This is a genomic window from Alteromonas sp. M12, from assembly GCF_037478005.1.
Taxonomy (GTDB): Bacteria; Pseudomonadota; Gammaproteobacteria; order Enterobacterales; family Alteromonadaceae; genus Aliiglaciecola; species Aliiglaciecola lipolytica_A.
This window is the reverse complement of record NZ_CP144164.1, coordinates 702,222-725,762: the sequence shown is the minus strand read 5'-3', so window position 1 is coordinate 725,762 and position 23,541 is coordinate 702,222. Positions and strand designations below refer to the sequence as shown.

Sequence of the window (23,541 nt, the reverse complement as noted above, 5' to 3'; positions counted from 1 at the left end):
AAATCGAGGTCTTGGTTTACATGGTATTTAAAGGTTAATGTGATTAAATTTTGTCAGAACCCGTTTTCAAATTTTCAGTGCGTTCACTGCTAACTTTGTTTTTTCGATGAGAGTCCACCGATTCCACTTTTCGCTGCTTTTCATACAAAAATTTGAGTACTTCATGTCGATAGTGGTTGTACTGAGGATTATCAGCCAACTCAATTCGATTTCGCGGTCGCTCTAATTCAACCTGCAAAATTTCACCAATAGTTGCAGCTGGACCATTAGTCATCATCACGATGCGATCGGAGAGTAAAACCGCTTCGTCCACATCATGAGTAATCATGATCACGGTATTTCCCAGTTTGTTGTGAATTTCCATCACTGAGTCTTGCAGGTGAGCACGGGTTAACGCATCGAGTGCTCCGAAAGGCTCATCCATTAACAATACTTTTGGTTGCATAGCCAAAGCTCGAGCAATCCCCACACGCTGTTTCATACCGCCAGATATCTCAGAAGGTAATTTGTCAACGGCGTGACTCATGTGAACTAATTCAAGATTGTGCTCTACCCATTCCTTAATCTCTTTTTTAGAGCGCCCAGAACGCGTTTGTTTAACCGCTAACTCAACATTTTTATAAGCAGACAACCAAGGTAGAAGAGAATGATTTTGAAATACAACGGCCCGTTCAGGACCAGGTTCATTCACTTCCTGACCTTCAAGTATCACTCCACCAGTTGTGGCTTGATACAGTCCGGCAATGAGGTTCAGTACTGTCGATTTGCCGCATCCCGAATGACCAATCAAGGATATAAACTCACCTTTCTGAATTTTAAGATTGACATCTTGCAAAGCAGTAAAAGGCCCTTTGGGAGTAGGAAAATCTATAGCTACTTGCGTTAATTCAAGTTGATGTTTAAACGTCATGTTAATTTCCTCTTTAGCGTAAGGTCGCTGACTTGTCCCAACTTACCCATTTCTGAAGCTGCAACATTAATCGATCGAGTATGAAACCTATGATTCCAATAGTGAGTACCGCAACCATAATACGAGCCAAAGATTCAGAACTACCATTTTGAAATTCATCCCAAACAAACTTTCCAAGTCCCGGATTTTGCGCCAACATCTCTGCGGCAATCAAAACCATCCAGCCAATTCCCAGAGAAAGACGCAAGCCAGTAAAAATAGCAGGGATAGAGGAAGGCATAACAATTTTCAAGACATGCTGTATGGGATTTAATCTCAGTACTTTACTTACATTGATTAAGTCCTTATCAATACTCGACACGCCTACTGCAGTATTAATCAAGGTCGGCCATAAACAACACAGCGCCACTGTTGCAGCAGAGGTAATAAAAGACTTTGAGAACATAGGGTCATCCGACACATATGCGGCACTTACCACCATAGTAACTAGCGGCAGCCACGCAAGGGGGGAAATCGGCTTGAATAGCTGTATTAAAGGGTTTATTGCCGCATAAGAAGATTTGCTTAAACCGCACAGTATGCCTAATGGAACCGCAATTAACGACGCCATAATAAAGCCAACCATGACCGTATAAAGGCTAGTCCAAATTTGTTGAAAGAACGTTGGAGCGCCAGTAAAAGCACGGATTTTTGGTTGATAGGTGGGATCCTTCGCTACCCGTTCAGCATTGCGCTTTTGTTGTCGTTCATAAAATTCAGTGGCTTTATTTTTCTGCGCATAATGCTCATCGACTAACACAGTAGCTTGCTCCCAAACAGCTGCGGTGCCAGGAAACTGCCCCAGTGAGGTATCAATATTTTTCGCCATAGCGTTCCATAAGCCAATAAACAACACCAATCCGATTAATGGCAACATAATCGTTTTTAATAACCCTGTTAGCTTTGCTAAATCAACGCTAGTTTGCTTCTCAGTTAGCATAGGAATAGCTGCTTGTTTCGACATTTTCTTTCTCCGTCAGGTCAAATCACTTAAGCCCTAGAGCTTAGTGCTGCCTTTTAATCCAATGTTGAATTTATCCAAATAAGCATTTGGCTGAGTTCCGTCATACACAATATTGTCGATAAAGTGTTTCTGAGCCGGTTTGTAGCCTGTTTCAGTGGCAAACTCAGGGAAGTCTTTCGCTGATGCTTTGCCTTCAGCGATTAGGGCTTTTGCAGCTTGCGCGTAAATGTCTGGGCGATACACTTGCTTAGCAATATCTTTGTACCAAGAGTCAGGTTTTTGCTCGCTAATTTGGCCCCAACGACGCATTTGAGTTAAGTACCATATGGCATCACTGTAGAATGGATAAGTCGCGTTGTAACGGAAGAAAACATTGAAATCAGGCACCTCTCGCTTGTCGCCTTTTTCATATTCAAAAGTACCTACCATACTGTTTGCAATTACTTCAGCGTCGGCACCAACATAAGCACTCTTGGCTAGAATTTTGACAGCTTCAGGGCGGTTCGCATTATTGTTTTCATCTAACCATATGGCTGCGCGAATCATCGCTTTAACCACGCGGATATGAGTATTCGGATTTTCCTCAGCCCATTTTTTACTTACACCAAAGACTTTCTCAGGATTGTTTTTCCAAATCTCATAATCAGTTACTACCGGAACACCAATACCTTTAAAAACAGCCTGTTGATTCCAAGGTTCGCCAACGCAATATCCTTCAATTGTTCCAGCTTCCATTGTGGCAGGCATTTGTGGTGGAGGCGTTACCGAAAGTAAAGCGTCTGCGTTAATCTGCCCACTGGTGTCGCCTTTATGGGGCGCATAATAACCAGGGTGAATATTACCGGCAGCTAACCAATAACGAAGCTCATAGTTGTGCGTGGATACGGGGAATACCATCCCTATGTTGAAAGGTTTACCGGCATTTTTAAAACCATCAATTACCGGCTTCAAAGCATCGGCTTTAATCGGATGCACAGGTTTACCATTTTCATGGGGAATATGGGGTTTCATTTGTTTCCAAATGTCATTGGAAACAGTAATGGCGTTGCCATTTAAATCCATACTGAAAGCAGTAATAATATCGGCTTGAGTACCAAAGCCGATAGTCGCCCCTAATGGCTGACCCGCTAACATATGCGCGCCGTCCAATTGTCCATCAATGACTCTGTCGAGCAAAACTTTCCAATTTGCTTGCGCTTCTAAAGTGACATATAACCCTTCATCCTCGAAAAATCGCTTTTCGTAGGCTATGGCGAGCGGCGCCATATCAGTTAACTTAATGAATCCAAATTTCAGCTCTTCTTTTTCTGGGTAACCCACTTCCTGAGCATGCAAACTTGTGCTGCCAATCACCACGGCGATAGGGGCCAAAATCATGGTTTTTCGAATCGATGATACCAACTTGATAACTGCACCCGACCATTTTGTTAAAGACATAATCTACTCCGAATTTTTTCCAAAAAAAAACCCACGTCAACTCCAAAAACTTGAAGTTCACGTGGGCTACTTTGCCGTATCAAATAACTGCAACTCTGCAGTCAGGTGACATTATGTTAGATGGACAACGCTTAGGTTATTATTATTGCTTTAAGCTATTGTCACGAGCGTTACTAAGCATTACTGATGCCAACTTTAATTTTTTATATTTATCAATAACTTATGAAATACTATGGTTTGTGTATCACTGCTCAAAAGCCATAGTAGTGCAAATTGCACTATGAAATTGCCTCATAAAAGTGCTTTCCTCGCACTTTTTTAGTATTGGCACTAACCAAGAGCATTTAAAAGAGGCGCGATTTGGCGATAAATATCACTACGATAAATACCTTCAATACACCCTTTAGTGTTTATATTGTCAGGAATTTGACCGCTACTTTTCATTTTCTGCAATAACCATTGTCCATACTCAACATCAGGGTTGTTCACATCATTCCCATCGACTGTAGTTGAAAATTGATTATAAGAAGGCACTGAGCGTGGAGAAAGCTTAGCTTGGGTTAAACAACTGCCTAAAAGAGATGGGGTAATTATCTCCAAAGGTTCCCCTAAGAATCCTTCTTGACTCATCATCACTGCGGTTTCAAAACGATTAGGTACAGAGTCTAACCAATTGCAGGCTTGTTTTAGGGCTGCACAAATTGCAAGAACAGTATTCGGTTTGCTTTCGACAAAAGAAGACAGAAATCCGAGGACTTTTTCGGGAGAGTCTTGCCATATATCGGATGAAGTAACTACTGTCACCCCGCAATTACCACGCACAGCTTTTGCGTTCCATGGGCCGCCAACACAAAAACCATCGATGTCGCCATTTAACATGGAATCGACCATATTAATTGGTGGGACCACGCTGATGTTCACATCGTCAAAGCTGATCCCGCCACTGAGCAACCAGTCTTTAAGTTGATAATGATGACAGCTATACGGAAACACAGTCGCAAAAGACAGTTTGTCTTTGTTTTCTTGAACGCGATAATCAATCACGTTTTTTAGTAATTTAGCGTCCAGGGGAAATGCCAATTGAAAGATTTTGTTAACCGCCAATACTTCTTCAATCAAGGCTTCAGACAATGTAATGCCATTCCCATTTTGACTTAACACCATGGGTGTCACCACATGAATGGGTGAGACTCCCAAACCTAAAGTGCTGGCAATGGGCATTGGGGCGAGCATTTGTGCCGCATCCAAGATCCCTGCATGTAATTTATCCCGTAACGTAGCCCAAGAATTTTGTTTTTGCAGAGTAACGTCTAATCCCCAATTTTCGAAGTAACCGAGATTTTTTGCCACTACAAAAGGAGCGCAATCGGTAAGGGGGCTAAATCCGAGGGTTAATTTTGTTTTTTCAGGTTTAATCATGATTTGCTTTACAACGAGTTAAACATCGAAATGATGGTCTTGGCCACATCATCTAGCTTTTGACCGGTATCCATAGCCGTTTTTCGCATGGTATGGAACGCTTGATCTTCACTGATATTTTTATTTTTCATTAGTATACGTTTAGCCTGGTCAATATTCTTTCGAGAGGTAAGTTGCTGTTTGGTGTCGATTAATTCGGTTTTTAATTTTTGGAATTCTCGAAATCTAGCCACAGCGGCATCTAAGATAGGTTTCACTCGATGGGGTTCGAGATCCCCCACCACATATGCACTAACACCAGATTCAATGCTCTGGTTGATGGTGTCTGTGTCTTCTTCACTAGAAAACATCACAACAGGTTTGGGATCAATATTTTTGATAGTGTGCAGGCTTTCCAGAATATCACGACTAGGTGACTCAATATCAATAACGATAATATCCGGCTGCAACTGGTCTACTTGCTTTAATAAAGTGCCGGATGGACTAGCTAAATGACTAATTTCATAGCGAGAATTTCCCAGCGCTGCGGTTACCAAGTCTGCTCGATGTGTATTTTCGTCGATTAGCAGAATCCGTAAGTTCTTCGCGCTGTGAGCTACATTTTTTTTGTCTTTATTACTCACCAAAACTCATTTCCAGCTCTGAATTGAAGAGGTTACTATCGGTAAGCGAGTGAAGAGCAATCTCCACACCATAAATATATAACCAAGATATTCAATTACTTACAATTATTCATCTAATAAAATCACATAAACTTATGTAATAACCGTGCAACCGCACCAACTGAGTGCAAAACTAATGAGCGTAGTGTTTACCGGTTGTATCAAATAACGGATTTTCAACTGTTTTTTGCAGGCTCGTTGCTGGCCATACTTTATTGCGCATTGACCACAAAGCTTTCGCTTGATTCAAGGCCTCTGACCAATCAAGGTCTTCCATAAGCACCAGCATAATACTGAGCGTTCCAATCACTGCATCATAGGCATAAGTATTTTCTTTACCTTCCCAGAACTCAATTAATTCACTAGCAATGAGTTGTCGTGGTTTCGTCATTCTGCTTTCGTTAAATGCCTCAACGTTAATCACTTTATGTTCGGTATTTCGGCAAATATGTAGGGCAACATCGCGCTCGGGATTAAATTCAATTTCGCCTCCTTCGCCTCTAAAACACAACATATTTGGATCTTCTAATAACGCCGCGGTTAGACGATGTTTTTCATCTACTTGACGATGAAACACCCCTTGTAAACTAAAGTTAGCTTTCGACGGATTAAGAATTCTCGCTAAGGTGTTAGCGCAGGAACGAAGTCCAAATTGAGCCCGTAACTGAATTATTTTATCCAACTGCGGATTCACTTGTTCCAATTCCATATAACTAAATCCAAGGGTGGCAAGTTGTTCGGCAACCATTTGAGTTGAAGTTGCGACACTGAAACCTAAATGTGGCATCACTTCATTCAAATATAATCGTTTAGAGTCCGGCTCATTAGTGCCGTGTAGAAAAATTCGTTTCCCTTGTTGAGCCAATACTAAAACCGCCAATAAAAACCAAGGTAACTGTCGTCTTTTCCCAGCGTAACAACCCATGTCTAAATCTACATGTAGTGAATCTAAGCCAGCAATAGTATGTTGTCGAAATGCTTGGGTAAAACCAGCTAACTCCTCTGGCGTCTCCTCTCTCACTCGCAGCAACATAAGAAAAGCCCCTTTTTGCTCAGGCGTCACACGTTCTTCGATTACCATCGTCATAGCATCAAATGCTTCTTGTTGAGTTAAGGTACGCCCTGCTCTCTGGCCTCTGCCAATGATCCGGATAAAATGTTTAAATTCCTGATTTTCGTTCATTCGAGTAATGTACCTTAGTCGACTATTGCGTTGCGAGCTGGGATAGCAAGGAGCTAAAATTTAGATGCATAAAATACATTTTATGTTCCGGTTTGCAAAGGTTTAAGTTCAGCATCGAGAATAGTTATATTTCCCTCATAAGTATGGCTTTTAACTAATTGCTTAAGCTCTGTTTTACAGGAACCACAGTTAGTACCACATTTTAGTTCATCACCTAATTTATCTACCGAATTACAGCCCTGCTTTATTGCCTCTACAATGGTGTTTTCTCCGACTTTGAAGCAGCTACATATCAATCGACCTTGAGCGAACGCTGGATCCGGTGTAGCCCTCAATAACGCCGATTTCTGTTCATCTAGTAACGCCGTTTGCTGCAACAAACTATTTATCCAATTAACATCCATTTGCGGGGCATTGGAGTCCCAAAATAGAGCTAAATCTAAACCACCATCGCGGAGTGCGAAAATATTTCTTTTGTCGCCCAGCTCCGTTTTTTGCCGGGAAGAAAACCACTCTGTGCATAATGGTAAGTTAACCTGCAATTCAGAGACCATTTCAGCATTATCTGAAGCAAAATAAACTAAATACCCCTGATCGATAGCAATTTCGCTCCAATATTCGGCGACTTGATTCAACAACCTATGGTCTAGCTTTTTTCGAGTAAATAGTTGACCATGCAGTGGATAGTTACACAACTTCACATTCACCGCAGAATGTTTTAATTCGGGCTGGCCAGAAACCGCATCTGAAGCATCAGAGTAGAGAGCTGCGATAGCGGAAGAGGATGAATTAGTGCCACTCCAATGAATAGGCGCAAACAACTCCCCTGTTCGTTGTTGTGGCTGCAGTTTAACCGGCATTATGACTTTTTTATGTTGCTCAGTTTGTGCGTGCTTTTGCGAAATGGCAGAGGTTATTTCTAGGAAATCTCCATCACATATTCCATTTTGTTTGGCATCAAGGGGGTGCATATGCACAAAAGCGCGGTCAATGTGGCCAGTCAATTCGGCTGTTTTTCCAGTACGAGTCATGGTATGCCATTGATCTCTAATACGACCACTATTTAAAACAAATGGAAAGTCCGCACTGGTAGCTACTTCGGGGGCTTTAGGTTGCAGTGCAATAAATTGTGCCTTTTTAGACGCAGTATAGAACTGCCCATCGGTAAATAGTCGTTGAGTGCCAGAGCGATTGTTTGCATTAATCGGCCATTGAACCGGCTTTAATCTGTCATATTCTTTTTCACTTATGTGCTGCAAAGCCGACAAGTCGAGGGCCCTGAGTCCATGATTTTTATAAGCGGTTAAACCTGCGTGTTCACGAAATATTTCGGATGGGTTGAGATAGTTAAAACCTTGTTCGAATCCCATAGCTTTAGCAACGTCACAAATAATCTGCCAATCATGCTTGGCAAGTCCTGGCGCAGATAAAATGCCCCGCTGTCGAGAAATACGCCGCTCTGAATTGGTGACTGTGCCATTTTTTTCTGACCAACCTGTAGCAGGTAGCACGACATCGGCCATCGCTAGTGTGTCATTTTTTGCCACACAATCAGACACCACTACAAACTCACATTTTTGCAAAGCGCTAGCTATTTTTCCTCGATTTGGCATGCTCACCATGGGATTTGTTGCCATGATCCAAATCGCCTTAATATTGCCTTTATGCACCTCGTCGAACATATCTACAGCTTTCAAGCCAATAGTTTTTGGAATAGCTGGCGATTGCCAATAAGATTGTACGATTTGTTGATGCTGCGGATTTTCGATGTCCATATGCGCGGCGAGCATATTGGCCAAGCCGCCCACTTCCCTGCCGCCCATTGCGTTTGGCTGTCCTGTGAGGGAAAACGGACCACAACCTTCTCGTCCCAACTTGCCACTGGCTAGATGACAATTAATGATGCTGTTAGCTTTATCGGTGCCAGAGCTGGACTGATTTACTCCCATAGTATAGGCCGATACAGCTTTATCTGAATCTGCGAATAAAGCATAAAACTTGGCAACGTCGATTAAAGGGATATCACAAACTTGCGCGACCTTTTCTAATGTCCATTGTTTTGCACAGTCTAAAGCTGCATCAAAACCTTCTGTATTAGCATCGATATAATTTTGGTCTAGCTTGTTATGCTGTTTTAAGTAATGTAATAAACCATTAAATAACGCGGTGTCTGTACCTGATTTTATTGCCAAGTGGAGATCAGCAATCTCGCCAGTGCCGGTTTGGCGAGGATCAATAGTGACAATCTTCATTGCTGGATTTAGCTTTTTGGCACGTTCTATTCGTTGAAATAGAACGGGGTGCGTCCAAGCAGCATTAGAGCCAATAAAAACAATAAGATCAGCAAGCTCTAAATCTTCATAATTGCACGGTACTGCATCTGCGCCAAACGCACGCTTATATGCAGATACGGCTGATGACATGCACAAACGTGAATTGGTATCGATATTTGCGGTACCAATGTAGCCTTTCATTAATTTGTTGGCGACATAGTAATCTTCTGTCAATAATTGACCTGAGACGTAGAAGGCAACAGCACCGGGTCCGTGCTCAGCAATAATTTGCCTAAATTTGTTAGCGACATGCTGTGTAGCTTGTTGCCAATCGACATCTTGACCTTGGATTTTAGGACTCAATAAACGTCCTTCAAGGCCATTAGTTTCTAGAAGTTTACTGCCTTTAACACATAACCGTCCAAAATTAGCCGGATGATCAGAGGAGCCATTCACTTGGTTTAATCGATACTCCCCGCCGTCGGCAGGTTTCTCGACCTGAACGTCGACACCACAACCGACACCACAATAAGGACATGTGGTTTTTGCCAGTGTTGGCGATGGTTGACAATCAAAAGCTCGATCGTTTTCGGTCGCAACTATTGAACTACGCGGAATATGAGCACTCATTTAATTCACTAATTGAAGCTGGACTTGTTGATCAACAATACGTGCTGGATAAACCGCAATTTTTACGCTTTCGTCATCTATACACTCTCCAGAGATAAGTTTAAAACGCTGCTTATACAATGGTGACGCGACAAAAGGTTCATTGGATACAGAGCCCACTAAACCTCGGTACATGACATTAGCTTTACCGATAGGATCCCAATTACTCACGGCATAAAGACTTAGTTTATCGCCCTGACAAATTTTGAATATTGCCACTTGTACGTCGTTGACTAGGGCACATACACCGGAATTATCAACCAAGTCGTTAGGTTCACACACGTTAATCCAATTATCACTCATGCTCATAATTCCTTACTCCACTTCTACGATATTGATAGATGAAGCAGTTTCAACAACCGGCTTCACTGTGCCTAAAATTTTATCAACTTCAGTTTCTGTTGCTGGACGAATCTGCTCACGCTCTTCCACAAAGATAATGCTGCTATCAGTTTTTTCGCTATTCACAAATTGACGGAAGCGTTTGCGAGAGTTTTCTGCTGTTATGGCCGTCTTCCATTCACATTGATAACTATCGACGACGTGTTGCATTTGCTGTTCGAGTTCAGCACCGAGTCCCAGTGAGTCGTTAATCACTACCTCTTTAAGATAATCAAGCCCACCTTCCATATTTTCCATCCATACAGAGGTTCGCTGCAATCTGTCTGCAGTGCGCACATAAAACATCAAGACCCTGTCGATGTATTTAATTAACGTTTCGGTATCCAAATCAGTAGCGAATAGGTCGGCGTGTCGTGGTTTCATTCCACCATTACCGCAAACATATAGATTCCAACCGTTTTCTGTGGCGATAATACCGATATCTTTACTTTGCGCTTCGGCACATTCGCGGGTACAGCCAGATACGCCGATTTTCAATTTATGGGGTGAGCGTAGGCCTTTGTAGCGGTTTTCGATATCAATAGCCTGACCAACTGAATCTTGTACTCCGTAGCGACACCAAGTGCTGCCAACACATGACTTAACGGTTCGAAGAGATTTGGCGTAAGCGTGACCGGTTTCAAAACCTGCATCAATTAGTTCTTCCCAAATAAGAGGAAGTTGTTCAACTCTGGCACCGAATAAGTCAATTCGTTGTCCGCCGGTCACCTTAGTGTACAAATTATATTTTTTCGCTACTTGGCCAAGCACAATGAGTTTATCAGGGGTTATTTCTCCACCAGCGATACGCGGAACCACCGAATAAGTGCCGTTCTTTTGCATGTTGGCCAAATAAGTGTCGTTGGTATCTTGCAAAGTGACATGGGGCGTTTCCAGAATAAAGTCATTCCAGATAGACGCCAAAATAGAAGCTGCTGCTGGTTTACAAATTTCACAACCTAAGCCGGTACCGTGTTTTTCCAATAATTCATCGAAGGTTTTGATTTGGCCCACTTGAACCATATGGAACAACTCTTGACGTGAATAAGCAAAATGCTCACAAATATCCTTCTTAACTTCCACGCCTCGTTTTTCAAGCTCATTGTCTGTAACCGACTTAAGCAATGCTGCACAACCGCCGCATCCGGTACTGGCTTTAGTGCAGCTTTTAACAGCGGCTAAATCGCAAGCCCCAGCATCAAGGCTGGCGACAATGTCACCTTTAGTAACGTTGTGACATGAACAAATTGTTGCCGTATCAGGAAGCGCATCAGCTCCTAAAGTGGGAGCGCCTTCACCGAATGAGGGTAAAATTAAGCTTTCTGGGAATTCAGGTAAATCAATTTCATTTAACGCATATTGCAATAAAGTATCGTAATCACTGGTATCACCTACTAATACAGAACCAGTTAACTTGTTGGTGTCAGCATTGACAACGATTTTTTTGTAAACGCCTGTAACTTGATCTTCATAAGTGTAGGTTAATGCGCCATGCTCTCTGGCGTGAGCATCACCGATAGAGCCAACTTCGACCCCCATCAGTTTTAATTTAGTGCTCATGTCAGCACCTTCAAATAACACATCCCCACCAACAATATTACTGGCTGCGGCTCTGGCCATGGTGTAACCGGGTGCGACTAAACCAAAAATAAAATTGTTCCAAAGGGCACATTCGCCAATGGCATAAATATCCGGGTCGCTGGTCAAACAGTGATCGTTAACTACAATTCCGCCGCGCTCACCGATCTCGATGCCAAATTCTCGAGCTAACTTGTCTTGGGGACGAATTCCGGCAGAAAATAGGATCATATCGGTTTCGAGGATTTCACCGTCTGCGAATACCATTTTGTAGCGACAGCTATCGCCAGCTTCAATACTTTGCGTAGCTTTTTGAGTATGTACTTCAACCCCTAGATCTTCAATTTTGTCCTTCAGTACACGGCCACCGCCAGTGTCTACTTGGACAGCCATTAATTGTGGGGCAAACTCCACAACATGGGTTTTCAATCCAGCTTGTTTAAGGGCATTAGCCGCTTCTAACCCCAACAAACCGCCACCAACAACTACACCAACTTTGCTTACTTGAGCAGAAGCACTAATGGCTTCCAAGTCTTCAATGGTTCTGTAAACAAGGCAATGAGGTTGATCATTGCCAGGAATTGGCGGCACAAATGGAAAAGAGCCAGTGGCTAAAATCAACTTGTCATAAGTTAAGACTTCAGCGTTTTCAGTAGTCACTGTTTTGGCTTGTTTGTCGATGTTATTAACTCGTGCGTTAACCTGAAAATTAACCCCAAGTTGCTGATAATGTTCTGCACTCGTTAAAGAGAGTTCATCCGCTGTTTTGCCAGAAAAATACTCTGATAAATGAACACGGTCGTATGCCAATCGAGGTTCAGCAGATAACACCGTAATATGAAAACGATTTTTGCCGTATACCTCTTCACTTTGTTGAATAAGCTGCTCAACAAAATGGTGTCCTACCATTCCGTTTCCGACTACGACAATGCGAGTTAAATGTTCATTTGTGGTCATAATATGCCTCTAATTTATTAACCCCAGAAACGAAAAAAGCCCGCAGTATCTGCTAAACAGATACTGCGGGCTTCGTTGCCGGGTATAACTAACCGCCATGGCTAGCTATTGAATTTTGTGTAATAGATTGAGCGAATCAAAATGCAGCAATCTACCTCTGAACATAGATAAGCATTTATTAGGCCAAAAAATTAATTCTATAATTATCAATAATATAGTTTATTTAAAGCCCAGATTAATGTCAGCTAGTGCCGTTTCTTGGTGCAACTTTTAACTAAAATAGGGCATAACCATCAAAGGAATTTATATTATTTTTAGGTAAAATAACTTAGTAAGAGCAGAATGATAATGAACTCAACCAAGGCAATAAATTTAAATAAACGCAGTGGGTTTCGTTGAATTAGCGGCTGATGCTGAATTTGACTCAGCATAGTGGTATTTGGTTTGGACAAATCCGTAAAAAATTCCGAAAACGCCTGATAACGCTGCTCTGGATTAATTGCCAAACCTTTTGCCAATGCGATATCTAACCATTGTGGCAAGTCAGGTCTAAACTTCCTTAATGAAATATACTGCCAATTATCAACACTTAACTTTGTTGTTGATTGAGGGGTAAATGCTTTAAAGGGCAAATGTCCGGTCAACATTTCGAAACACACGACAGCCACAGAAAATAAGTCAGAGCGAAAATCGAATTGATTATTGAGTAGATATTCTGGAGCGATATAGTTCACCGACCCCACAGGTACACTCTCTTCTTGCAAAGCTTGAGTTTCCGCCATTGCACCAACATAAACCGTACCGAAATCGATTAACTTAACCTCGCCCGTTTTGGTAATCATCACATTTTCCGGTTTAATATCACGATGAACCATATCTTGTCGTTGAAAAATGCGAAGTGCTGCTATTAGCTGCTTCATTATACTTCTGACTTCAACAATGGATGCAGACGGATTATCTAGCAGCCATTGGCGCAAAGTTTGCCCTTCAATAAACTCACAAATGTGATACATAAATTTAGCGTTATCTGGACGCGGGTTTATGCGCATAATATTTACGTGTTGGAGTTTTTGACCTATCCACTCTTCTCGTAAAAAACCGCTTAAATAGTTGGGATCATCAACAAAATATTGAGAAGGGGTTTTTAAACAAAACAGTTCTTGCGTGTCTTCCTTAATAACTTTATACAAGCTACTTCGTGTGCCATTGAAAACCTGTTCCAGTACCCGATATCCCTCAAGCTTCATCCCCTCTTTTAGCGCAGGCGGCATCGCTAATCGAGTAAGTTGACGATGATATTCGTTGATGTCGGCATGAGGCAGTTCAGCAACTTTAACCAACAAACAACTTAGATTGTCGTCACTACCGGCTTCAATCGCTAATTCAACGATGCTTCTGGCGAGGTCTTCTAAATCAATTTTTGGTTCTGCCAACCATTGATTGAGTAGCAGCTGTATTTGTTTTGAACTAATAAACTCATGCACACCGTCGGTTGACAAGATAAAAAGGTCATCTTTGTTGAGCTCAAAGGTACGAAAATCCACATCGAGATTAGCTTCAATACCAATGGCACGACTTAATACTTTTTTGTTGCCAAACCGAGCATGATGATCGGTAGAAAGTCGCTCAAAATCCCCCTGCTGCAGTCGACAAATTCGACTATCGCCAGCATGAAATAGGAAACCAGTGGTAGACTTGAAGATTAATGCGCTAAAAGTAGTGACCATTTGACTATGGTCACCTAAAGCATACTCATGTTGGCCTGCGCACCAACGATTCAAACCTTGTAAAACTTGCGTAGCGGCCCTTTTTACCGTCCACGTTTCTGGGGTTTGACGGTAATCCTGTATGAAATTAGTAGCGCAGGTTATAGCGGCTTCTTTTGCCCTGCTGCACGAGCTAACACCGTCAGCGATGGTTGCGACAGCTCCTTTGCTCGTTAATTCAGCACCCACTGGCAACCAGGCTGCAAACGCATCCTGATTTTCCGTTTTCACACCAGCCGTTGAATAACCACCAAATTCAAGGTGAAGTTTTTCCAAGCTAAAATACCTGAATTAAATAGAACGATTCATATTATGTGACGTTTATCAGTTCGACACTACCATCTTCTCTGACTTCAGTAATTGTACCGCTAGGCTCTTTCATAAACAGTAATGCTACGAAGCCCAACACAGCCGTAGAAGCAATCACAATGAAGAAGGTTGACGTGTCGACAAGAGAGTAAACCGTTAAATATACAACGGCACCAACGTTACCATAGGCCCCTGTCATACCCGCAATTTGTCCAGTTAGGCGACGTTTAATCAGAGGAACCACAGCAAAAACCGCGCCTTCACCAGATTGCACAAAGAAGGAACATGCCATGACGACCACAACAGCTAACCAGATTGGCCACGTAGCATCAATAAAACTCATTGCAAAATATCCCAGAGCTAAGCCTGCGGTAAGAATCAACAATGTTGGTTTACGACCAAATTTGTCAGAAATTAACCCACCACCAGGCCGAGACATTAAATTCATAAATGCATACATACCTGCTAATAGTCCGGCAGTCGCCATATTTAATGTGAATGTATCGGCAAAAAATGCCGGTAACATCGAAACCACAGCTAATTCAGAACCAAAAGTGGCAAAGTACAATATATTCAGCACCGCAACTTGTTTAAATTCATACTTGTGAATATCAGGTACAGGAGTAACAAAAATATCTTTATTTACTTGATAGGTTTTATATACGTCAAATATATAGAGTGCGACAAGACTCAAATACAACAGGGTTACCACGTCGTGGCTTAATAAAGAAACGCCACTTGGTGAAAGCTTCCAGTTAAGTAAAGCTAAGGCCAAATACATTGGCGTTTTCATAACTAATAAAAAATAGAAATCTTTGACACTAGTGACTTCTAATCCGCCAAGGTTTTTGGGACGAAAATAAGTTGAACCTTTGGGTGTGTCTGTGGTGTTTTTGTAATAAATAACACTAAAAATCAAACTCAAAACACCGGTAATACCAATGGCATAACGCCATCCATCCTCGCCTCCGAACAGCAATGCAATGGTGGGTAATGAAAAAGCCGCTGCGGCTGAACCGAAGTTCCCCCAACCACCATATACGCCTTCTGCGGTACCCAACTCTTTCGGAGGAAACCACTCACTTACCATGCGAATACCAACAACGAAACCAGCACCAATACATCCCATGGCAAACCGGGCAATTAACAATTGTTCGAAGCTATTGGCTAGGGCAAACGCAAAACAGGGGATAGCACAAATAGCCAGCAATGCAGAATACACCAGCCTTGGGCCAAACTTGTCGGTTAATGAACCAATTAACACTCTAGCAGGTATGGTTAAGGCAACGTTGATGATTAACAGTGTTTTCCATTCACTTAATGTTAATCCTACGCCGTCGACGATAGCTTCTTTGAGTGGCGCCATGTTAAACCAAACTACAAAGGTGATAAAAAAAGCCATCCAAGATAGATGCAAGGTTTTCATTTTGCCGGTAAAAGACACTAGATTAAATTTTTCCGCATTCATTTTTATTTCGCCTAACAGGTTTAACCTTTCATTGAACAAAAAAAAACCCACTCAACTTTCCAATTATCGGAAAATTGTGCGGGCTTCATTGCCTAACGTTCATCAGACAACTTTGTAGATGACGTTAATTTGTTGGTTTCGCAATAGATCTGTATTTTTGCGTTTTAGTTAACCAAGCAATAATCAATCCAACAATGAAAAACAAATTTAATTTCATAAATTCAAATACTTAATTGTAAAACAAGTAATATCAAAAGAGAGCTTACTATTCGTTTTGGTGCAACAGCGCACGGTTTAGGTGATTTTAAATGCTTGTATCGACAGGTGGATTTCTAAGATTAAGCCACAGCGAATTTACAAATACCTAAGATAAGTAGGGGGAAGGGGCAGTTACTTGCTCAATATCACAAATAAATAGGGCGCTGCTCATTATTTACCTGTATAATCCGCGCCCAAACGTAACCCTCGGCAATCCCAGTGAATAGAATTGGGTATTAATGGCAATCCGAGAGCATATTTAAAAGTACAGGCTTACCGAACAAAATGAAAGATATTAGTAAATTAAGAAACATTGCAATTATTGCACACGTTGACCACGGAAAAACAACCTTGGTTGACAAGTTGTTGCAACAGTCAGGCACCTTGGAAAGCCGAGGCGAAGCTGAAGAGCGCGTTATGGATTCTAACGATATTGAAAAAGAACGTGGAATTACCATACTTGCAAAAAACACAGCAATTAACTGGAATGATTACCGTATTAATATCGTTGACACTCCTGGACACGCCGACTTCGGTGGTGAAGTAGAGCGTGTTATGTCGATGGCTGATTCTGTACTTCTATTAGTAGATGCCCAAGAAGGTCCAATGCCGCAAACTCGTTTTGTGACACAAAAAGCTTTCGCTCAAGGTTTGAAGCCAATCGTAGTAATCAATAAAATTGACAAACCAGGTGCTCGTCCTGATTGGGTAATGGATCAAGTATTTGACTTGTTCGATAACCTTGGCGCAACTGATGATCAGTTAGACTTCCAAGTAGTTTATGCATCAGCACTTAATGGTTGGGCAACAAGAGAAGCAGACAGGCAAGCTGAAGACATGACGGATTTGTTCCAAACAATCGTTGATGTAGTAGAAGCGCCTGATGCAGATCCTGAAGGCCCGTTCCAAATGCAGATTTCTCAACTTGATTACAACTCATATGTAGGTGTTATCGGGGTTGGTCGCGTAACTCGCGGTGCAGTTAAACCAAATCAGCAAGTCACTATTGTTATGGCTGATGGCACTAAGCGCAACGGTAAAGTAGGTCAGGTACAAGGTTACCTTGGTTTACAAAGACATGAAGTTGATTCAGCACAAGCTGGTGACATCATTGCAATTACCGGTTTAGGCGAGTTAAAAATCTCTGACACCATTTGTGATCCAAATGCTGTAGAAGCTTTACCGCAGTTATCTGTAGATGAACCTACAGTAACCATGACTTTCCAAGTTAATACTTCTCCATTTGCGGGTAAAGAAGGTAAGTACGTTACTTCTCGTAATATTCTTGAGCGTTTACAAAATGAATTAATTCATAACGTAGCGTTAAAAGTAGAAGAAACTGAAGATCCGGATAAATTCCGTGTTTCAGGACGTGGTGAGCTACATTTGGGTATATTGATTGAAAATATGCGTCGTGAAGGTTACGAATTAGCGGTTTCTCGCCCTGAAGTAATTTTGAGAGAAATTGATGGCGAAATTCACGAACCATTTGAAACATTAACTATTGATGCTGAAGAAGAGCATCAAGGTTCAGTGATGGAACAAATTGGACTTCGTAAAGGTGAACTTACTAATATGTCTCCTGATGGAAAAGGACGTATTCGTATGGACTTTATGATCCCTAGCCGCGGATTAATTGGATTCCAAACTGACTTTATGACGATGACTTCAGGCTCAGGTTTGATTTATCACACATTCGATCATTACGGACCGCATAAAGGTGGCTCAATTGGTCAACGTAAGAATGGCGTATTGATTGCCAATGCAACAGGTAAAGCATTAACCAATGCTTTATTTAACCTTCAAGAACGTGGTCGTTTATTTATCGGTCACGGTGTAGAAGTTTATGAAGGTATGGTTATCGGTATTCACAGTCGTGATAACGACCTTACGGTAAACGCACTTAAAGGTAAGCAATTAACTAACGTTCGTGCATCTGGTACTGATGAAGCACAAACACTAGTTCCGCCAATTAAAATGTCTCTAGAGCAAGCTCTTGAGTTTATCGATAACGATGAATTGGTAGAAGTGACTCCTGTTAGCATCCGTATCCGTAAAAAATTACTAACTGAAAATGAAAGAAAACGCGCTGGTCGCAGTAAAGAATCATAGTAGTTAGTTAATACTTAAAAAAGCCGGCTGATTATGCCGGCTTTTTTGTATCATCGTTTTAAGTACAAGGCCGACTACGTTGCATATTCCTGTATATAGTTAATAATAACTACCAGATTTTCTAACCACTTAGACATAATGAATGCAAAATAGAACATTCCCAGTATTTGAAACACAACGACTTAGATTAGATCAATTAACTAAATTGGACAGACAATCTATTTTTGAGGTCTTCTCAGACCCAAAAGTTGTGGAACATTATGACGTTGAATTGTTTAAAAACATTCAAGAAGCCGATAGGTTAGTAGAGTATTTTGATTCAAGATTCACTAGCGACAGTGGTATTCGCTGGGCGATTCGCAGTAAGCAAAGTGGTGAATATATTGGTTCTTGTGGCTTTACCCATTGGAATAAGTATGACCATAGTGCCGTTATCGGATACGAAATTAGTCAGAGAAATTGGGGAAAAGGGTTTGCTAGTGAAGCCGTAAAACGAGTTGTTGACTTTGTATTTTCCCCTGATTTCCATTTCTACGTGCATCGAATAGAAGCTTTGGCTTTGCCTTCAAACATTCCTTCAGGCTCATTGCTAACCAAACTAGGGTTTAAATTAGAGGGTACATTGCGCGGAAAATGTTATTGGAACGACGATTTCCACGATATGAATATGTACGGTCTATTGCGTGAAGATCGCCCTGATAATTAAAGCCATGATAATTCTTGGGCTAAAAAATCAAACTCAATATCCAAGCGAAAAGAAATGCGATAGTCCCTAGCAGCGTTTCCATCACGGTCCAGGTTTTAAGTGTTGTTTTCACATCCATGTTTAAAAGACGACTCACTAGCCAAAAACCTGAGTCATTAAAATGCGAAAGCACTGTTGAACCACCGGCGATTGAAATAACAATAAAGCATAAATCTAAGGAGCTTAAATCAGGGGCTACAGTGACAATAGGCGCAACTAATGCAGCGGTGGTAGTTAGGGCGACAGTTGCCGATCCTTGGGCCACTCTCAAACTGGCTGCAATTAAAAAAGCAGCGACTATTAATGGCATACCCGTATCAGCTAATATGGAGGCGAGTGAATCTCCAATCCCACTGGCTCTTAGCACACCACCAAACATTCCTCCTGCACCTGTTACTAAGATTATTGCGCATATAGGTGCTAATGACTCTGCGCATAATTGCTCTAATTTTTCTGCACCGTACTGCTTTGAAAATATAATTAAGCAACTAAGCAGGGTGATAAGTAAAGCAATAGGTGTCTGCCCTATAATGATAAACACATGAGAAAGTTGGTGCTCACTATTTATTAAGCCTGCGACTATTAAAGTACTTAAAACGGTATTAAACGAAATTAAAACAACCGGCAACAATAATATGAACAGTACTGTGCTAAATCTAGGGTATGAACTATTGTCTGCTGGCGTGTTTTGTCCAAATAAGTCGTTATCAATAGGAATATGAAACTTTTTTCCACAATACAAAGCAAACAGATATGCGCCTAAATACCAGGTTGGTATCGCAATTGCTAAACCTACAATGAGAAGAAGCCCAATATCAGCTCCTAAAAATCCGGATGCAGCTACAGGTCCTGGATGAGGCGGTACAAAAGCATGCATTACTGCAAATGCGCCAGCGCAGGGCAGCGCGTAGACTAATAGAGATCCAGAGAAACGTTTTGCCACACTAAAGATAATCGGCATTAACACTATTAGACCGGCATCAAAAAAGATCGGAAAACCAAACAAAAGAGATGCAATACCTAAAGCTAAAGGCGCTCTTTTCTCGCCGAACCGAGTTATTAATGTGTCCGCCAAAATCGTTGCACCACCACTATGCTCAAGGATTTTCCCAATCATGGCCCCCAAACCAACCAATAACGCGATAGACGCTAATGTCCCACCAAAACCTTGGGTTAGTGTTGAAAGTAGTTTTTCAGATGGTATACCGGCGGCGATTGCTGTAACTATGCTTACTAGAATCAACGCTATGAAAGCGTGAATTCGAAATTTAACAATGAGAATTAATAGCGTTAGAACTGAAAGGACTGCGACTGTTAGCAAATAAACTGAGGATTGAGCGGGCGCTAATATATCCATATACCAAAAAACCAACCATTGTGTCATGCGCTACCTTGTCACAATAAACAGGTTTATTTCAAGTTTCGCTTTCGATTTTCAATTTATTAGACTGCAAAAAGATCTCAGAATAATAAAAATCTTAAGTCCGACACTGACTTTGAATTAGAAAACACTTTGTTTAGGAGCTGCTTTACTTCTTCACAAAGTATTTTCTATCTAGCTATGTAGTTCGATGTAAATTAGTTCGCTTTACTTTGGATATAGTCGTTAACTAGACGTTCTAATATATCCAATGGAACTGCGCCATTTTTAAGTACGACGTCATGATAATCCGCTAACTTAAACTTATCACCTAACTCCAATTTAGCCTTTTCTCGTAACTCTAGGATTTTCATCATGCCCACTTTATAAGAGGTTGCCTGACCTGGCATGACTATATATCTTTCTATTTCTGAGACAACATCACTTTGTGCGATCCCAGTATTGTTCGCCATATACTCTATCGCTTCTTCTCGCGTCCATCTTTTAGCATGAATTCCGGTATCTACCACTAAACGAACAGCTCTAAATAACTCAGCTTGTAAACGACCAATATTATCGTACGGGTCATCTTCAAATCCTAATTCCCAAGCTAGACGCTCGGCATATAATGCCCAACCTTCAGCATAAGCGGTAAATGGCGATAAGGTTCTGAAAATAGGTAACCCCTCTAGCTCCATAGAAATACTTACCTGAAAGTGATGGCCTGGAATACCTTCATGATAAGCTAAAGTGCGCATACCGTATTTAGGCGTAGCTTTAATATCATACAAATTAGCGTAGAAGACGCCCGGTCTAGACCCATCCATAGATGGCCGTTGGTAATATGCACCTGGTGCTGTTTTTTCTTTAAATTCTGGTATGCGCTTAACTTCCATGCCAGCTTTAGGCAGAACATTGAATACTTCTCCCATTGACTGGTTAATTTCATCAAGGATAGTCTGGTAGTCGGCTAGTATCTGAGCACGACCTTCATCAGTATCAGGATAGTAGAAACGTTCATCATTTTTTAATGATTCAATTGCAGTAGTGAAACCATCGGTAACGTCAAACCCTTCTGATCCTAAGATCGTTAGTATTTGTTGCTGAATGCGTTCCACCTCAGACAAGCCGGTCTCATGTATGTAGTCAGCACTATAGTTAGTAGTGGTAAAAAACTCTAAAGCTTGTTTGTATGCAATATCACCGCCTTCTAAACGCCATAAACCATCGTCTGTACCAGCTTTGTTTTGTAGCTTTTCAAAATAATCTATATATGATTGATAGGCGGGATAGACATGTTGGTTAATAGCTTCTGCCGCATCTTTTAGTACTTGTGATTTATCTGCATCGGAAAAATTTGCAGCTTTATCAATTTTGCCCTGTAAGGAAGTATATAATATGTTTTCTTCAGCGGGTGAATCCACAAAAGCTTGCATTTCAGAGAGCACTCGGTCGATTACAAAACTAGGCGGTATAATATTATTTTGCTCTCGAACAATTAAACCCTCCATATTTTGCGCAAATTTAACGTCTGCCTTTTTTAGTCTAGATATATAATTTTGAGCATCTTCAAGCTCGTTTACTTGATGTGTTGAATCCATGAAGCTTGGAAACTGACTTTGTAGCCCAAACAATTGGTTTACAGGATAATTGTGAAAACGATATGGTTCAGACTCTATCTGCCCATCTATCAGGTAAAGAGCAATTTCTTTTGATAATCGTTGTGATTCATCCAAAGAATTATCTGAATAAGCTAACAAACCTTCACGTACCTCTTTCATAAGTACGAACATTTCATCAGCCTTTTCCAAGCTGTCATCATTTAATTCAGCATTGTGACCTTTAAAGCCCATACCATCTAGAACACCAATACTGGTTAATATTTCTGGGTTATCTAAGGCAAACTTAATTAAAGTACGATCTAAAAAAACGCGAAAGAACAAAGGCTTTTTCGCATACCACTCATGGGCTCCTAACGCCCCTCCAAACAAAGTAACAGTCAGAAGCAGCAGACCAGTCCATTTAAAAAACTTTTTCATTATTTTTCCATTTGTTATTTTTTATTTCCCACTCCAACTATGACAAAGTAATTATTTTTATGGAAACAAAATTTCACTTCAGGTGACAAATGCCCCCATGAAAAGTGTAACAACCATTGTCATAAGTTTTGAGCAAGATAGAAGCAGTTATTTGGGTTTAAAAGAACCCAGATTTCATATCAAGATGCCACGGGCTGAAGCCCGTGCTACAGAGTTGAGCATCTTTTGGCTCTCACATGGGGGTGAAGGAGGCTGTTCTTAGTTGCGCAGCAACGTTAGCCGACTGAACGACTCGCATGGATGCGAGGCTGGACGAAGCACCAGGGACGGTTAACACCTAGCGTTTTATTACATCGTCAGGTATTGCATAACACTTGATGGGTATGGTTTCTCTTGGGGTGTTGTTGCGCGGCAGCGCTTAGAAGGAATGCTACCTATCTCGATGCTCATAAAGGCGCTTCGTTAGGTAAATCGCAGGCATAAAAAAAGGCTACCTAAATAGGTAGCCTTTCTTCTAATGGGAGTCTGGCGATGTGCTACTCTCACATGGGGGTGAAGGAGGCTGTTCTTAGTTGCGCAGCAACGTTAGCCGACTGAACGACTCGCATGGATGCGAGGCTGGACGAAGCACCAGGGACGGTTAACACCTAGCGTTTTATTACATCGTCAGGTATTGCATAACACTTGATGGGTATGGTTTCTCTTGGGGTGTTGTTGCGCGGCAGCGCTTAGAAGGAATGCTACCTATCTCGATGCTCATAAAGGCGCTTCGTTAGGTAAATCGCAGGCATAAAAAAAGGCTACCTAAATAGGTAGCCTTTCTTCTAATGGGAGTCTGGCGATGTGCTACTCTCACATGGGGAAACCCCACACTACCATCGCCGCTAACACGTTTCACTTCTGAGTTCGAGATGGGATCAGGTGGTACCGTGTCGCTAAGGTCGCCAGACATAAACTGGTTGTCTCGCCGCTTGGGCAAAACATTAACATATTTGGTAAAGCTGTGTAATCA

15 protein-coding genes and 1 rRNA gene are annotated in these 23,541 nt (G+C 41.5%); 2 read left to right on the top strand and 14 right to left on the bottom strand.

Features of this window, described 5'->3' with window-relative positions; all coding sequences use genetic code 11:
* Positions 1-43: 43 nt before the first annotated feature.
* From VUI23_RS03055 to VUI23_RS03005, 11 genes are all read right to left on the bottom strand, one after another.
* Complete coding sequence (locus VUI23_RS03055; protein ID WP_216049682.1) at positions 44-910, bottom strand: ABC transporter ATP-binding protein; 867 nt, start codon at positions 908-910, stop codon at positions 44-46.
* Between the two features lie 13 nt (positions 911-923).
* Positions 924-1,889, bottom strand: a complete 966-nt coding sequence (locus tag VUI23_RS03050; RefSeq protein WP_252729346.1) for an ABC transporter permease — start codon at positions 1,887-1,889, stop codon at positions 924-926.
* A gap of 57 nt (positions 1,890-1,946) precedes the next feature.
* Positions 1,947-3,290 (bottom strand): CmpA/NrtA family ABC transporter substrate-binding protein, encoded by a 1,344-nt coding sequence (locus tag VUI23_RS03045; RefSeq protein WP_342808236.1) that lies wholly within the window; start codon positions 3,288-3,290, stop codon positions 1,947-1,949.
* 390 nt (positions 3,291-3,680) lie between these two features.
* Entirely contained in the window at positions 3,681-4,769 is a 1,089-nt protein-coding gene (locus VUI23_RS03040) for a CmpA/NrtA family ABC transporter substrate-binding protein (protein ID WP_342806772.1), read from the bottom strand.
* A gap of 8 nt (positions 4,770-4,777) precedes the next feature.
* Positions 4,778-5,392 carry an ANTAR domain-containing protein gene (locus VUI23_RS03035; RefSeq protein WP_303501211.1) on the bottom strand — a complete coding sequence of 205 codons (615 nt, stop codon included), beginning with the start codon at positions 5,390-5,392 and terminating at the stop codon, positions 4,778-4,780.
* 172 nt (positions 5,393-5,564) lie between these two features.
* On the bottom strand, positions 5,565-6,614 hold the full coding sequence (locus VUI23_RS03030) for a glycosyl transferase family protein (RefSeq protein WP_342806770.1): 1,050 nt from the start codon (positions 6,612-6,614) through the stop codon (positions 5,565-5,567).
* Positions 6,615-6,694: 80 nt separating this feature from the next.
* Positions 6,695-9,517: a molybdopterin-dependent oxidoreductase gene (locus tag VUI23_RS03025; RefSeq protein ID WP_342806768.1), complete on the bottom strand. Its 2,823-nt coding sequence runs from the start codon at positions 9,515-9,517 to the stop codon at positions 6,695-6,697.
* A complete protein-coding gene (gene nirD, locus VUI23_RS03020; RefSeq protein WP_216049676.1) occupies positions 9,518-9,865 on the bottom strand; it encodes a nitrite reductase small subunit NirD in 348 nt (115 codons plus the stop codon).
* Between the two features lie 6 nt (positions 9,866-9,871).
* Entirely contained in the window at positions 9,872-12,472 is a 2,601-nt protein-coding gene (gene nirB / locus VUI23_RS03015; protein ID WP_342806766.1) for a nitrite reductase large subunit NirB, read from the bottom strand.
* Between the two features lie 314 nt (positions 12,473-12,786).
* A complete protein-coding gene (locus tag VUI23_RS03010; protein WP_342806764.1) occupies positions 12,787-14,514 on the bottom strand; it encodes a bifunctional protein-serine/threonine kinase/phosphatase in 1,728 nt (575 codons plus the stop codon).
* Positions 14,515-14,548: 34 nt separating this feature from the next.
* A complete protein-coding gene (locus VUI23_RS03005; protein WP_303501204.1) occupies positions 14,549-16,015 on the bottom strand; it encodes a NarK family nitrate/nitrite MFS transporter in 1,467 nt (488 codons plus the stop codon).
* A gap of 543 nt (positions 16,016-16,558) precedes the next feature.
* On the opposite strand from VUI23_RS03005, the gene typA reads away from it, so the two are divergent.
* Positions 16,559-18,385 (top strand): translational GTPase TypA, encoded by a 1,827-nt coding sequence (gene typA, locus VUI23_RS03000; RefSeq protein WP_342806762.1) that lies wholly within the window; start codon positions 16,559-16,561, stop codon positions 18,383-18,385.
* A gap of 142 nt (positions 18,386-18,527) precedes the next feature.
* A complete protein-coding gene (locus VUI23_RS02995) occupies positions 18,528-19,091 on the top strand; it encodes a GNAT family protein (RefSeq protein ID WP_216049671.1) in 564 nt (187 codons plus the stop codon).
* A gap of 19 nt (positions 19,092-19,110) precedes the next feature.
* Here the strand turns inward: VUI23_RS02995 and VUI23_RS02990 are convergent, their stop codons facing one another.
* From VUI23_RS02990 to rrf, 3 genes are all read right to left on the bottom strand, one after another.
* On the bottom strand, positions 19,111-20,514 hold the full coding sequence (locus tag VUI23_RS02990) for a GntP family permease (protein WP_342806760.1): 1,404 nt from the start codon (positions 20,512-20,514) through the stop codon (positions 19,111-19,113).
* Positions 20,515-20,708: 194 nt separating this feature from the next.
* Entirely contained in the window at positions 20,709-22,529 is a 1,821-nt protein-coding gene (locus tag VUI23_RS02985; protein ID WP_342806758.1) for a DUF885 domain-containing protein, read from the bottom strand.
* Positions 22,530-23,362: 833 nt separating this feature from the next.
* Positions 23,363-23,478, bottom strand: a 5S ribosomal RNA gene (gene rrf, locus VUI23_RS02980).
* Positions 23,479-23,541: the final 63 nt, after the last annotated feature.

Bases quoted from the DNA above. Each gene is read 5' to 3' on its own strand.
- VUI23_RS02985 (WP_342806758.1), bottom strand. From the start codon at position 22,529: ATGAAAAAGTTTTTTAAATGGACTGGTCTGCTGCTTCTGACTGTTACT.
- VUI23_RS03050 (WP_252729346.1), bottom strand. From the start codon at position 1,889: ATGCTAACTGAGAAGCAAACTAGCGTTGATTTAGCAAAGCTAACAGGG.
- VUI23_RS03030 (WP_342806770.1), bottom strand. From the start codon at position 6,614: ATGAACGAAAATCAGGAATTTAAACATTTTATCCGGATCATTGGCAGA.
- nirD (WP_216049676.1), bottom strand. From the start codon at position 9,865: ATGAGCATGAGTGATAATTGGATTAACGTGTGTGAACCTAACGACTTG.
- VUI23_RS02995 (WP_216049671.1), top strand. From the start codon at position 18,528: ATGCAAAATAGAACATTCCCAGTATTTGAAACACAACGACTTAGATTA.
- nirB (WP_342806766.1), bottom strand. From the start codon at position 12,472: ATGACCACAAATGAACATTTAACTCGCATTGTCGTAGTCGGAAACGGA.
- VUI23_RS03025 (WP_342806768.1), bottom strand. From the start codon at position 9,517: ATGAGTGCTCATATTCCGCGTAGTTCAATAGTTGCGACCGAAAACGAT.
- VUI23_RS03040 (WP_342806772.1), bottom strand. From the start codon at position 4,769: ATGATTAAACCTGAAAAAACAAAATTAACCCTCGGATTTAGCCCCCTT.
- VUI23_RS03045 (WP_342808236.1), bottom strand. From the start codon at position 3,290: ATGATTTTGGCCCCTATCGCCGTGGTGATTGGCAGCACAAGTTTGCAT.
- VUI23_RS03055 (WP_216049682.1), bottom strand. From the start codon at position 910: ATGACGTTTAAACATCAACTTGAATTAACGCAAGTAGCTATAGATTTT.
- VUI23_RS03005 (WP_303501204.1), bottom strand. From the start codon at position 16,015: ATGAATGCGGAAAAATTTAATCTAGTGTCTTTTACCGGCAAAATGAAA.
- typA (WP_342806762.1), top strand. From the start codon at position 16,559: ATGAAAGATATTAGTAAATTAAGAAACATTGCAATTATTGCACACGTT.
- VUI23_RS02990 (WP_342806760.1), bottom strand. From the start codon at position 20,514: ATGACACAATGGTTGGTTTTTTGGTATATGGATATATTAGCGCCCGCT.